This is a genomic window from Streptomyces sp. NBC_01363, from assembly GCF_026340595.1.
GTDB lineage: Bacteria > Actinomycetota > Actinomycetes > Streptomycetales > Streptomycetaceae > Streptomyces.
On record NZ_JAPEPF010000001.1, the window covers coordinates 1,719,541 to 1,731,586 of the forward strand.

Consider the following 12,046-nt stretch of genomic DNA (forward strand, 5'->3'; position numbering starts at 1 on the left):
TGGCGCTCCGGGCGCTGCCCTCACTCGCGCTCACTCGCGCGACGGCCCGTCATCCAACCCGCGCACGCACCGGCCCGTCACATGTACCGGCCCGTCACCTCAGCCTCCGCACGAGCCGCCCACGTACGAGCCGTGCAAGCCCGCACGAGCCGCCGAGGTGCGAGCCGTGCAAGCCCGCACGAGCCGCCGAAGTGCGAGCCGTGCAAGCCCGCACGAGGCCGGGCGGGTCCGGACTCAGGCCGGGTCGCCCGTCGCGATGCGCAGCTCGAAGTGGGCGTCGGTCTTCGGTACGGCGGTGCCCGGCGTGGGGAACTGGTCGACGACCTGGTCCTCCGCGTAGGTGTTGCCCGGTACCTGGATCTTCTTGATGGTCCAGCCCGCCGCGTCCGCGCACGCCCGCGCGGAGAGGATGTCCTTGTACAGGAAGTTCGGTGCGTCGACCTTGTTCGGGTCGTCGCTGTCCTCCATCGCGTCCGTGCACTTCTCGGTGTCCATCGTCCGGTTCCGCTCCGGATCCTTGTGCTCGCCCGCGGCCGGTGACTCGTTCGCGGTCGTGCCGCCCTTCGAGTCGTCGTTCTTCAGCGAGAGCACCGTGATCAGCCCGCCGATCGCGATCAGCGCGACCACGATCGAGCCCACGATCACCGGCATGTTCCGCTTGGAGCCGCCCCCGCCCGAGTGCGACTGCGTCTGGGTCTGCGGCGAGACCGTGTAGGGCGGCGTCTGCTGCTGCATCGGGGCCTGGCTCTGGTACGCCTGGGCCGACTGCGGGTAGCCGTACGACGGTGCCGGCGTCGGGGCCGGGGTCGCCGGACCGTACGGGCCCGGCTGGGCACCCGACTGGTACGGGCCCGGCTGGTACGGCGTCTGGACGCTCTGGGGCATCCCGCCGGACTGGTCGACCGGCGGGAAGACCGCCGAGCCGACGCCCGAGCCGCTGTTCGCCGGGGCGCCGCCGCCCGCGACGATCACCGGCGCGCCCGGGGAGCCGCTCGCGGCCAGCACGCGGGCGATCTCGTCCTGCATCGCCGCCGCGCTCGGGAAGCGTTCGTTCGGGTTCTTCTTCAGCGCGCGGGCGACCAGCGCGTCCATCGCCGGGGTGATCGACCGGTTGATGGTGGAGGGTGCGACCGGCTCCTCCTGGACGTGTGCGTACGCGATGGCCAGCGGGGAGTCCGCGTCGAAGGGGATCCGCCCGGTCAGCAGCTGGAACAGCATGATGCCGACCGAGTACAGGTCGGAGCGGGCGTCCACGCCGCGGCCCAGGGCCTGCTCGGGGGAGAGGTACTGCGGGGTGCCGACGACCATGCCGGTCTGCGTCATCGACGTGACGCCCGACTGCATGGCGCGGGCGATGCCGAAGTCCATGACCTTCACGACACCGCGCTTGGTCATCATCACGTTGCCGGGCTTGATGTCGCGGTGGACCAGGCCCATTTCGTGGCTGGTGTCCAGCGCGGCCAGTACGTCGGACGTCACCTTCAGTGCCCGGTCGGCCGGCATCGCGCCGTGGTGCTGGATGTCCGCCTGGAGCACGGAGCCGAGCGGCTGCCCCTCCACGTACTCCATGACGATGTACGGCATCAGCGCGCCGCCGAGCTCGTCCTCGCCGGTGTCGAAGACCGAGACGATGTTGGTGTGCTGCAGTTTGGCAACGGCCTGCGCCTCGCGCCGGAACCTTTCACGGAAGGACTGCTCGCGGCCCAGCTCCGTATGCAATGTCTTGATTGCGACCTGTCGGTCCAGGGCGGTGTCGTACGCCAGGTATACGGACGCCATCCCGCCCTCGCCGAGCAGGTCGCGAAGCTGGTAGCGCCCGCCGGCGACGGAACCGCCCGCGTAGCGACCCTGTGCGCCGTGTGCGCCGTCCTGGCTCATGACTAGCTTCCCCCTCGGCGCGCGACTCACGCGATCATCCCTATTACGCGCCAAGTCTGCCCGAGGGGTACGACACGTCAAGCCAGGTGCCCGTTCCGTGACCCTACGCACAAGAAGCGTCTCGGAAGCGTTACAGGAACCGCATGAAATTTGCGTGGACGGCACGCCGGGCGGTTGGATGACCGGTCCCTCTCGGAAACGGTGCGTCCGAAAGAGGCTGTAGCGTGACGTGGCAATGCAGCTAGACACCGTGAGAACCCGCGGACGCGCGGACAGATACGACGGCGAGGACTGATGGCACCCGATTCCGAAGCAAACGGCGGCGGAGTTTCGGATGGCACCGACTCCTGGGGCATCGGCGGTGTCGTCGGTGACGGACGTTACCGGATGACCCACCGCCTCGGCCGGGGCGGCATGGCCGAGGTGTTCGCGGCCGAGGACGTGAGGCTGGGACGCACGGTCGCCGTGAAGCTCCTGCGCTCCGACCTCGCCGAGGACCCGGTCTCCAAGGCCCGGTTCACGCGCGAGGCGCAGTCGGTCGCCGGGCTCAACCACCATGCGATCGTCGCCGTGTACGACTCCGGCGAGGACATCGTGGGCGGGGCGACCGTCCCTTACATCGTGATGGAGCTGGTCGAGGGCCGCACCATCCGCGACCTGCTGATCAGCGCCGAGGCCCCGCCGCCCGAGCAGGCGCTGATCATCGTCTCCGGCGTGCTCGAAGCACTGGCGTACTCGCACCAGCACGGCATCGTGCACCGCGACATCAAGCCGGCCAACGTGATCATCACCAACTCCGGTGCGGTCAAGGTGATGGACTTCGGCATCGCCCGCGCGCTGCACGGCGCGCAGTCGACGATGACCCAGACCGGCATGGTCATGGGCACGCCGCAGTACCTCTCCCCCGAGCAGGCGCTCGGCAAGGCCGTCGACCACCGCTCCGACCTCTACGCCACCGGCTGCCTGCTGTACGAACTCCTGGCGCTGCGGCCCCCGTTCACGGGCGAGACGCCGCTGTCCGTCGTGTACCAGCACGTCCAGGACATTCCGGTCCCGCCGTCCGAGGTCCTGGACGCGGTGCCGCCGGAGCTGGACGGGCTGGTCATGCGCTCCCTCGCGAAGGACCCGGACGACCGGTTCCAGAGCGCCGAGGAGATGCGCGGCCTCATCCAGTACAGCCTCCAGATGCTTCAGGTGCAGGGCGGCCACACGGGTACGTGGAACACCGGTGCGGTCGCCATGCACGAAGGCGGGAACACCCCGGCCATGGGTGTCGCCGGGGCCACGATGGCGATGGGCCACCCGCATCACGGGGACACCTCGCAGGGTCCGATCCTGCCGCCGATGAACCCCGACGACGGCGGTTACGAGGGCGGGCACCAGGGCGGCGGCGGTCGCGGCAAGCTGTGGCTGTTCGTCGTGCTCGCGCTGATCGCGATCGGGGCGGGTGTCGCCATCGCGGTCAACGCCGCGAACGACACCGGTTCGACCCCTGAGAAGAAGCCCGACAAGACCACCAGTTCGCCGTCCCCGTCGAAGACGTCGTCCGGGCCGAGCGACGAGAAGAGCCAGGAGACCCAGGCGCCGGAGAACTCCACCGGCAACCAGCAGGACACGCCGCCGCGGCGGAGCTACTCCCCGTCGACCACCCCGAGCGAGCCGTCCGAACCACCGTCGAAGGAACCGTCCGCCCCGGCCAACGGCAGCACCGGTACGGACACCGGCGGCACCACGGACACCGGCGGCACCAGTACGGACGGCGGCAGCACGGGTACGGACACCGGCGGTACCACGGACACCGGCGGCACCGGTACGGAGGGCGGCAGCACGGGTACGGAGGGCGGCAGTACGGGTACGGAGGGCGGCAGCGGCGCCACCACCGGTACATCCGCGGCGGCCGGGCCCGGTACGGGCACCACGTCCTGACCCGACCGACGGCCAAGCCACCGCCCCTGCGATGACCGGGCCCCCGGCCCGTGAACGACCGGGCACCGGCCCGGTCGTTCACGGGCCGGTCACCCCGTGAACGCCTCGCGCACCGTCTCGTACTCGCGCGTCCACCAGACCGCCAGGGCCGACACCGCAGGGAACTGCGGGTCGGCCCTCCGGTCGTGCAGGCAGTACCGCCAGCGGAGTATCCAGAAGTCGTTGAGCCGCTCCCACCACACCCGGTGCACCGCGGCGGCCAGTTCCGCCGCCCCCGCCCCGGCCGCCTGCCGGTAGGCCCGCGCGTACGCCCGCACCTTCTCCAGCTCCAGTTTCCCGGCCGGCAGTACGAAGAAGATCGCCGCGGCCCGCACCGCCTCCTCCGCCCGTGGCTGGACGCCCAGCCGGTCCCAGTCGAGGATCGCGACCGGGTCGCCGCCCCGGTACAGGACGTTCAGCGGGTGGAAGTCACCGTGCACCCAGCCGGTGGCCGGGGCACCGGGGGTGGGGGGTCTGCGGTCGGCGTGCTGTTCCAGCAGGGTGCGCCGCTCCAGGAGGCGGTGCACGGCCAGCTCGTCGAAGGCGTCCCGGGGACGGCGCCCGCGGGCGGCCGTCAGCAGGTCGTCGATCAGCGCGAAGGTGTCGGTGGGGTCGGGGCTCCGGTACCCGACGGACCCGACGGACCGGTGCGCGAGCCCGGTGCCCGCCCCCATGACCTGTTCGAGCCCGGTGTGCACGGCCCCGAGCAGCGCCCCGAGCCGCTCCGACTGCGCGGTGCTGAGCTGGGCGCCCGCCCGGTGCAGCCCGTCCACCCACGGGTGCAGGGCGTAGCACCGGCCGCCGATCTCAGTGACCGTGTCGCCCTCGGTGTCCTGCACGGGCGGGGCGACGGGCACGCCCAGCGACTGCAGCCGCTGGGTGGCGCGGTGCTGGCGGACGATCGTGGCGCGGTCACCGGTGGAGTCGTCGAGGTGGTGCTTGAGGAAGTAGGAGCCGCGGGTGGTGGAGACGCGGTAGCCGTGGTTGAGCAGGCCCTTGGTGATGGGCTTGCAGCTCAGGGGTTCACCGGCGTCCGGATAGTGGCGCAGCACCTCGGTCACCGGGGGCACGGGCGGCCGTGGCACGGACGGGAACAGCACCTTGTCCACCGGGGACACGGGGGGAGCGGGCACGGACGGGAACAGCATCTCGCCGGCCGACGGAGCGGGCGGAAGGGTGACAAATGAGCGCGGCACTCACCAGATGTTAGATCACGCTGTGTGGCCGAATCGGCTGACTTGCGTCGAAGCCCAGAGTGTGCACGGAGACGAAGTGCGGTTCGATCCTGAGGTACGCCGGGTCGAAGGGCTCCCCGTTCACCCGGGCGGGACCGTCGCCGAAGAGCCGGCGCTGGCCGGGTGCCGGGTGCACGATCTCGGCGGTGCCGGTGAACTGCACGGCCCACAGATCGCCGTCGACCCCCGGACCGTCGACCCCCGGACCGGCGGCGTCGAAGTTGTCCGCACCGTACGCCACGACCGTGCCGTCGCATGCGTTGTGGTACCCGAAACCGCTGTGCATCCGCAGGACCACGCGGCCGTCGATCACGACGTGGCGGGCCACCGACAGAAACGGGAGGGCACGCATGCTCGTCGCCAGCCGGCCGTAGCGGACGCGGCCGAGCAGTTCGATCGCCTGGAGTTCCTCGGAGGACATGGCCTCCACTCTCCGCCACCCGGGAGGTCGCAGAAAGAGGCCGCGGCCCCGGTTGGTCCGGGACCAAAGTCCCGAAGATCACCGGGGCGCGCGGCCCCTCGGACCCTGCGCCTGGGTCGCCCCGGCCGCCCGGGGCGTGGTGCTCAGCGCTTCTCCGCCTGGAGCCTGGCCACGTACGCGGCGGCCTGCGAACGCCGCTCCATGCCCAGCTTGGAGAGCAGGCTGGAGACGTAGTTCTTGATCGTCTTCTCGGCGAGATGCAGCCGCTCGCCGATCACCCGGTTCGTCAGCCCCTCGCCGATCAGATCGAGGATCTTGCGTTCCTGGTCGGTGAGACCGGCGAGCTTGTCCTCGCCCCGGCCCTTCTTGCCGTCGCGCAGCCGCTCCAGCACCCGGGCGGTCGCCACGGGGTCCAGCAGCGACTTCCCGGCCGCCACGTCGCGCACCGCGTTCAGCAGTTCGTTGCCCCGGATCGCCTTCAGCACATAGCCCGACGCACCCGCCATGATCGCGTCGAAGAGTGCCTCGTCGTCGGCGTACGAGGTGAGCATCAGGCATTTGATGTTGTCGTCCTGGGAACGGACCTCCCGGCAGACCTCCACCCCGCTGCCGTCCGGCAGCCGTACGTCGAGCACCGCCACATCGGGCCGGGTCGCGGGGATACGGACCAGCGCGTCCGCCGCGGTGCCGGCCTCGCCGACGACCTCGATGTCGTCCTCGGACGAGAGCAATTCATGGACTCCGCGTCGGACGACTTCGTGGTCGTCCAACAGAAAAACGGTGATTTTTCCTTGTTCGCGCACAAAACGCAGTCTCACACACTCGCCTCTTCCCTGCCGCCGAACGGCGGGATAACGTGCCGTTGTTCCGGCGGCCTGCAAGGCTGTTACCAGTGCTGTGACCAGCGAGAGTTCCCGACTTTTTCGATTTACTTGGAAATCCAAGCAAAATCGCAGGTCAGATAGGGTTTCGCAGTTATGCGGCGTACTGGGTAACGTGCTTTTGGCAGGGCGCTCGCCGGGGCACCTGTCACGCCTGTTCCCGGACCGAGCGGCACCCACCCCGTGCACGGGTACGGACACAGGCGAGCCGCACTGGCTTTCCCGGCAGACCCCGGGGGCCGGACCGACGGAGGAGCACGCACGTGACCGTGGAGAGCACTGCCGCGCGCAAGCCGCGACGCAGCAGCAAGCGGACCAGCGCCGTGAAAACGACCGCGAAGACGTCCGCGAAGACGCCACAGAGTTCCGAGCCCGAGCTCGTACAGCTGCTGACGCCCGAGGGCGAGCGCGTGGAGCATCCGGACTATTCGATCGACCTGACCGCGGACGAGCTGCGCGGTCTGTACCGGGACATGGTCCTGACCCGTCGCTTCGACGCCGAGGCCACCGCCCTCCAGCGCCAGGGTGAGCTGGGCCTGTGGGCCTCGCTGCTCGGCCAGGAGGCCGCGCAGATCGGCTCCGGCCGGGCTCTGCGCGACGACGACTACGTCTTCCCGACGTATCGCGAGCACGGTGTCGCCTGGTGCCGGGGTGTCGATCCGACCAATCTGCTCGGGATGTTCCGTGGCGTGAACCACGGCGGCTGGGACCCGAACAGCAACAACTTCCACCTGTACACGATCGTCATCGGCTCGCAGACCCTGCACGCCACCGGCTACGCCATGGGCGTCGCCAAGGACGGCGCGGACTCGGCCGTGATCGCGTACTTCGGCGACGGAGCCTCCAGCCAAGGGGACGTCGCCGAGGCCTTCACCTTCTCCGCGGTCTACAACGCCCCGGTCGTCTTCTTCTGCCAGAACAACCAGTGGGCGATCTCCGAGCCGACCGAGAAGCAGACCCGCGTCCCGCTCTACCAGCGCGCGCAGGGCTTCGGTTTCCCCGGCGTCCGGGTCGACGGCAACGACGTACTCGCCTGCCTGGCCGTCACCAGGTCGGCGCTGGAGCGGGCCCGCCGGGGGGAGGGGCCCACCCTCGTCGAGGCGTTCACCTACCGGATGGGCGCGCACACCACCTCCGACGACCCGACGAAGTACCGGGCGGACGAGGAGCGGGCCTCCTGGGAGGCCAAGGACCCGATCCTGCGGCTGCGCGCGTACCTGGAGAAGGAGGGCGCCGCCGACGAGGCGTTCTTCACCGCGCTGGACGAGGAGAGCGAAGCGCTCGGCAAGCGGGTGCGCGAAGCGGTACGGGCGATGCCCGACCCGGACCCGATCGCGATCTTCGACCACGCCTACGCCGACGGGAACCCGCTCGTCGACGAGGAGCGCGCCCAGTTCGCCGCCTACCAGGCATCGTTCGCCGACTCTGCCGAGGAGAGCAAGTAGCCATGGCCATGGAAAAGATGTCCATTGCGAAGGCTCTCAACGAGTCGCTGCGCAAGGCTCTCGACACCGACCCCAAGGTCCTCATCATGGGTGAGGACGTCGGCAAGCTCGGCGGGGTCTTCCGGATCACCGACGGACTCCAGAAGGACTTCGGCGAGGACCGGGTGATCGACACCCCGCTCGCCGAGTCCGGCATCGTCGGTACGGCGATCGGCCTGGCCCTGCGCGGCTACCGGCCCGTCGTGGAGATCCAGTTCGACGGCTTCGTCTTCCCCGCGTACGACCAGATCGTCACGCAGCTCGCCAAGATGCACGCCCGCGCGCTCGGCAAGATCAAGCTGCCGGTCGTCGTCCGGATTCCGTACGGCGGCGGCATCGGTGCCGTCGAGCACCACAGCGAGTCGCCCGAGGCCCTGTTCGCGCACGTCGCGGGGTTGAAGGTGGTCTCGCCGTCGAACGCGAACGACGCCTACTGGATGATGCAGCAGGCCGTCCAGAGCGACGACCCGATCATCTTCTTCGAGCCGAAGCGCCGCTACTGGGACAAGGGCGAGGTCGAGACCGACTCCATCCCCGGCCCGCTGCACAAGGCCTCCGTGGCCCGTACCGGCACCGACCTCACGCTCGTCGCGTACGGCCCGATGGTGAAGGTCTGCCTGGAAGCGGCCGCGGCCGCCGAGGAGGAGGGCAAGTCGATCGAGGTGCTGGACCTGCGCTCGATGTCCCCGATCGACTTCGACGCCATCCAGACCTCGGTCGAGAAGACCGGCCGGCTCGTCGTGGTCCACGAGGCGCCGGTGTTCTACGGCTCCGGGGCCGAGATCGCGGCCCGGATCACCGAGCGCTGCTTCTACCATCTGGAGGCACCGGTGCTGAGGGTCGGCGGCTACCACGCCCCGTACCCGCCGGCGCGGCTGGAGGACGAGTACCTGCCGGGTCTCGACCGCGTGCTCGACGCCGTCGACCGCTCGCTGGCGTACTGAGGACTGGGACGTGACAACGATGACCGACACTTCCAACGCTGCTCGCTTCCGTGAGTTCAAGATGCCCGACGTGGGCGAGGGACTGACCGAGGCCGAGATCCTCAAGTGGTACGTCCAGCCCGGCGACACCGTCACCGACGGCCAGGTCGTGTGCGAGGTCGAGACGGCGAAGGCGGCCGTGGAGCTGCCGATCCCGTTCGACGGGGTGGTGCACGAGCTGCGTTTCCCCGAGGGCACGACCGTCGACGTCGGCCAGGTGATCATCGCGGTGGACGTGGCACCGGGCAGCGGTGACGCGGCCCCCGCCCCGGCCGCCGTGCCCGCGCCGGTTGCCGAACCGGAGCCGTCGGAGCCGGAGGCTCCCAAGGGCCGTCAGCCGGTCCTGGTCGGGTACGGCGTCGCCGAGAGCTCGACCAAGCGGCGGGCCCGCAAGGGTACGGCCGCTTCCGTACCGGCCGCCGCCGCGGCGATCCAGGGCGAGATGAACGGCCATGCCACCGCGGTCCCGGAGAGCCGGCCGCTGGCCAAGCCGCCGGTCCGCAAGCTGGCCAAGGACCTGGGCATCGACCTGGCGACGGTCGTCCCGACCGGCGAGGGCGGGATCATCACCCGCGAGGACGTGCACGCGGCGGCCAAGCCCGTACCGGCGCAGGCCCCGGCGCCCGTCGCCGCGGAGCCCGCCCCCGCTCCCGAGGCCCCGGCTCCGGCCGTCGTCGCCACGGCGGGCGCCCGCGAGACCCGTATCCCGGTGAAGGGCGTACGGAAGGCCATCGCCCAGGCGATGGTCGGCAGCGCCTTCACGGCTCCGCATGTCACCGAGTTCGTCACCGTCGACGTGACGCGCACGATGAAGCTGGTGGCGGAGCTCAAGGAGGACAAGGAGATGGCGGGGGTGCGGGTCAACCCGCTCCTGATCATCGCCAAGGCGCTCCTGGTCGCGATCAAGCGGAACCCGGGCGTCAACGCCGCCTGGGACGAGGCGAACCAGGAGATCGTCCAGAAGCACTATGTGAACCTGGGCATCGCTGCCGCGACCCCGCGCGGACTGATCGTGCCGAACATCAAGGACGCGCACGAGCAGACGCTCCCGCAACTGGCCGCGTCACTGGGCGAGCTGGTCTCCACGGCCCGCGAGGGCAAGACGTCCCCGGCGGCCATGGCGGGCGGCACGGTGACCATCACCAACGTCGGCGTCTTCGGCGTCGACACGGGCACCCCGATCCTGAACCCGGGCGAGTCCGCGATCCTCGCGGTCGGTGCGATCAAGCTCCAGCCGTGGGTCCACAAGGGCAAGGTGAAGCCCCGTCAGGTCACCACGCTGGCCCTGTCGTTCGACCACCGCCTGGTCGACGGCGAGCTCGGCTCCAAGGTCCTGGCGGACGTCGCCGCGATCCTGGAACAGCCGAAGCGCCTGATCACCTGGGCGTAGCTGTACGAGATGGGCCCGCGCGAACTTCGCGCGGGCCCATCGGCATGTCCGGCCCCTGCCGCAGGGCGAGTTCGGCGAACACGGTCTTCCCGACGGTGCGCGGCTCGACGCCCCAGCGGTCCGCGATCCGCGCGACGATCAGGAGGCCCCGCCCGTAGCACTCGTCGTCCCCGGCCTCGCGCAGACCGGGCAGCCGCTCGCCGCGCGGGTCACTGACCGCGATACGGAGCGTGGTCGCGCTGAGCGTGAGGTGCACGCGGAAGAGCCGTCCCCGAATGGCGCCGTGCAGTAACGCGTTGGTCGCCAACTCGCTGACCAGCAAGGCCGCGTCGCCGGCCAGACCCGGATACCCCCACTCCCGTACGAGCCGCGCGGTACGGCGCCGGGAGAAGGTGACGCTGCGGGCGGTGGGGGTGAAGTCGAGCCGGTCCTCGCGGAGGACGGGGGCGGGGGGTTTCTCCTGGGCTGAGGTCATGGTCGCGTACCTCTCGGTGAGAAGGCGGTGGCGATGCCGCGCCTGCGGGGCGCCGGTTCCGGCGCGGGGCAGGGCGGTGCACTTCCGCCGGTGTCGGCTCCGCTGTGCGAGCGGCTGTGCGCCGAACGTAGCGATTCGAGCTACGTCACACAACATCTCGGAGATAATTTTCCCCATCAAGGTGATTGTGAGGTGCCGCCCGCCAGTTGGAGACTGTTTCCGACAACAGGAGGTGTCGAGCTGTGGTGAAGCCGCGCGCAGACATGGGGAACCGTGTGTCCACGGTCCTTGCACGTCAATTGGGCAGTCAGCTGCTGAGCTTCAGAGAAGCCGCCGGACTGAACCAGACGCAGGCCGCGCAGGCACTCAGCGCTCAGGCGGCCAAGATCGCCAAGATGGAGCACGGCTGGGTTCCGTTCCGGGACCCGGACGTCGTGGCGCTGTGCGCGGCGTACGGAGTTGACAGACCGGACACGGTGGATGCTCTGCTTCGGCTGGCCAAGTTGGACCGGGAACGGCGGAGGGCAAAGGGCTGGTGGGTCACCTCGCTGACGCAGGGGAGCCTGCGCGAGTACATCGCCATGGAGGATGTGGCGCTCAGGCTGCGTACATGGCAACTCGCTCTGATCCCAGGCTTGTTTCAGACACCCGAGTACATGAGGGCCCTCTCGGTCGCGGCCGTCTCGCCCGACCGGATCGACGAGGTCGAGCGTCTGGTCGACGTGCGAGTACGTCGCCAGCGGCGCCTGCATGGCGACAACCCGCTACGAGTTCACGCGGTGATCTGGGAGGCGGCACTGCGACAGATGATTGGCGGCCCGCAGGTCATGCGGCAACAGCTTGAGCATCTGCGCTCGCTGGCCGAGATGCCCAATATCGACGTGCAGGTGCTTCCGTTCAGGGCGGGGGTGCACTCGTGCGGCGGCGGGCCCTTCAACATCCTGTCGTTCGTGGAGTCCGGCGCTCTGGATGTGGTGCACATGGACGGACTGCGGTCCACCAACTGGGTCGAGGGGGCCGAAGAGAGCGCCGCCTACACTGAGTTGTTCGCGCGCACCTGTGCCATGAGCCTGTCACCGTACGACTCGCTGCGGGCCATGGAGAGCATTGCCAAGGGGATGAACGAGTGACCGATTTTCGCTTCAGAAAGTCCAGCTACAGCGAGCCGAACGGCGAGTGCGTCGAAGTGGCTTGCAACGTCCCCCGCACCGTCGCCGTCCGCGACTCCAAGCAGCCCGATGGCCCCGTCATCGTCCTCGGCCCCGCCGCCTGGGACGCCTTCCGGGCCGGGCTGGTCCGGTCGTCGGACTGACCCGGCCCGGCCGGCCGGCGCC

The 12,046-nt window shown here is 69.9% G+C and carries 11 protein-coding genes; 6 read left to right on the forward strand and 5 right to left on the reverse strand.

The features are described from left to right. Nucleotides 1-234: 234 nt before the first annotated feature. Nucleotides 235-1,878: a protein kinase gene (locus OG611_RS08105; RefSeq protein ID WP_266416952.1), complete on the reverse strand. Its 1,644-nt coding sequence runs from the start codon at nt 1,876-1,878 to the stop codon at nt 235-237. A 294-nt stretch (nt 1,879-2,172) separates the two neighbouring features. Between OG611_RS08105 and OG611_RS08110 the strand changes: the two genes are divergently transcribed. Beyond that, complete coding sequence (locus OG611_RS08110) at nt 2,173-3,804, forward strand: protein kinase (protein WP_266416954.1); 1,632 nt, start codon at nt 2,173-2,175, stop codon at nt 3,802-3,804. A gap of 89 nt (nt 3,805-3,893) precedes the next feature. Here the strand turns inward: OG611_RS08110 and OG611_RS08115 are convergent, their stop codons facing one another. The 3 genes from OG611_RS08115 to OG611_RS08125 all read right to left on the reverse strand — a co-directional run bounded on the left by OG611_RS08115 (nt 3,894) and on the right by OG611_RS08125 (nt 6,302). Beyond that, nucleotides 3,894-4,895 carry a phosphotransferase enzyme family protein gene (locus OG611_RS08115; RefSeq protein ID WP_266425656.1) on the reverse strand — a complete coding sequence of 334 codons (1,002 nt, stop codon included), beginning with the start codon at nt 4,893-4,895 and terminating at the stop codon, nt 3,894-3,896. A 154-nt stretch (nt 4,896-5,049) separates the two neighbouring features. Continuing rightward, nucleotides 5,050-5,499 (reverse strand): pyridoxamine 5'-phosphate oxidase family protein, encoded by a 450-nt coding sequence (locus OG611_RS08120; protein WP_266416956.1) that lies wholly within the window; start codon nt 5,497-5,499, stop codon nt 5,050-5,052. Nucleotides 5,500-5,642: 143 nt separating this feature from the next. Then, nucleotides 5,643-6,302, reverse strand: coding sequence for a response regulator transcription factor (locus tag OG611_RS08125; RefSeq protein WP_266425659.1), 660 nt, complete (start codon nt 6,300-6,302; stop codon nt 5,643-5,645). 341 nt (nt 6,303-6,643) lie between these two features. Between OG611_RS08125 and pdhA the strand changes: the two genes are divergently transcribed. Genes pdhA through OG611_RS08140 form a run of 3 tightly spaced genes read left to right on the forward strand, consistent with a single transcriptional unit; the run spans nt 6,644 to nt 10,237 of the window. Further along, nucleotides 6,644-7,825: a pyruvate dehydrogenase (acetyl-transferring) E1 component subunit alpha gene (pdhA, locus tag OG611_RS08130; RefSeq protein WP_266416958.1), complete on the forward strand. Its 1,182-nt coding sequence runs from the start codon at nt 6,644-6,646 to the stop codon at nt 7,823-7,825. Between the two features lie 2 nt (nt 7,826-7,827). After that, nucleotides 7,828-8,808 (forward strand): alpha-ketoacid dehydrogenase subunit beta, encoded by a 981-nt coding sequence (locus OG611_RS08135; protein WP_266416960.1) that lies wholly within the window; start codon nt 7,828-7,830, stop codon nt 8,806-8,808. Between the two features lie 10 nt (nt 8,809-8,818). Then, nucleotides 8,819-10,237, forward strand: coding sequence for a dihydrolipoamide acetyltransferase family protein (locus tag OG611_RS08140; protein WP_266416962.1), 1,419 nt, complete (start codon nt 8,819-8,821; stop codon nt 10,235-10,237). Here the strand turns inward: OG611_RS08140 and OG611_RS08145 are convergent. After that, nucleotides 10,224-10,712, reverse strand: a complete 489-nt coding sequence (locus OG611_RS08145; protein ID WP_266416965.1) for an ATP-binding protein — start codon at nt 10,710-10,712, stop codon at nt 10,224-10,226. The two genes, OG611_RS08140 and OG611_RS08145, sit on opposite strands and share 14 nt — an antisense overlap. 242 nt (nt 10,713-10,954) lie before the next feature. Between OG611_RS08145 and OG611_RS08150 the strand changes: the two genes are divergently transcribed. Then, nucleotides 10,955-11,842 carry a DUF5753 domain-containing protein gene (locus OG611_RS08150; RefSeq protein WP_266416968.1) on the forward strand — a complete coding sequence of 296 codons (888 nt, stop codon included), beginning with the start codon at nt 10,955-10,957 and terminating at the stop codon, nt 11,840-11,842. After that, nucleotides 11,839-12,024, forward strand: a complete 186-nt coding sequence (locus OG611_RS08155) for a DUF397 domain-containing protein (protein WP_266416970.1) — start codon at nt 11,839-11,841, stop codon at nt 12,022-12,024. Before OG611_RS08150 ends, OG611_RS08155 begins: the two co-directional genes overlap by 4 nt. Nucleotides 12,025-12,046: the final 22 nt, after the last annotated feature.

Bases quoted from the DNA above. Each gene is read 5' to 3' on its own strand.
- OG611_RS08110 (WP_266416954.1), top strand. From the start codon at position 2,173: ATGGCACCCGATTCCGAAGCAAACGGCGGCGGAGTTTCGGATGGCACC.
- OG611_RS08105 (WP_266416952.1), bottom strand. From the start codon at position 1,878: ATGAGCCAGGACGGCGCACACGGCGCACAGGGTCGCTACGCGGGCGGT.
- OG611_RS08145 (WP_266416965.1), bottom strand. From the start codon at position 10,712: ATGACCTCAGCCCAGGAGAAACCCCCCGCCCCCGTCCTCCGCGAGGAC.
- OG611_RS08120 (WP_266416956.1), bottom strand. From the start codon at position 5,499: ATGTCCTCCGAGGAACTCCAGGCGATCGAACTGCTCGGCCGCGTCCGC.
- OG611_RS08135 (WP_266416960.1), top strand. From the start codon at position 7,828: ATGGCCATGGAAAAGATGTCCATTGCGAAGGCTCTCAACGAGTCGCTG.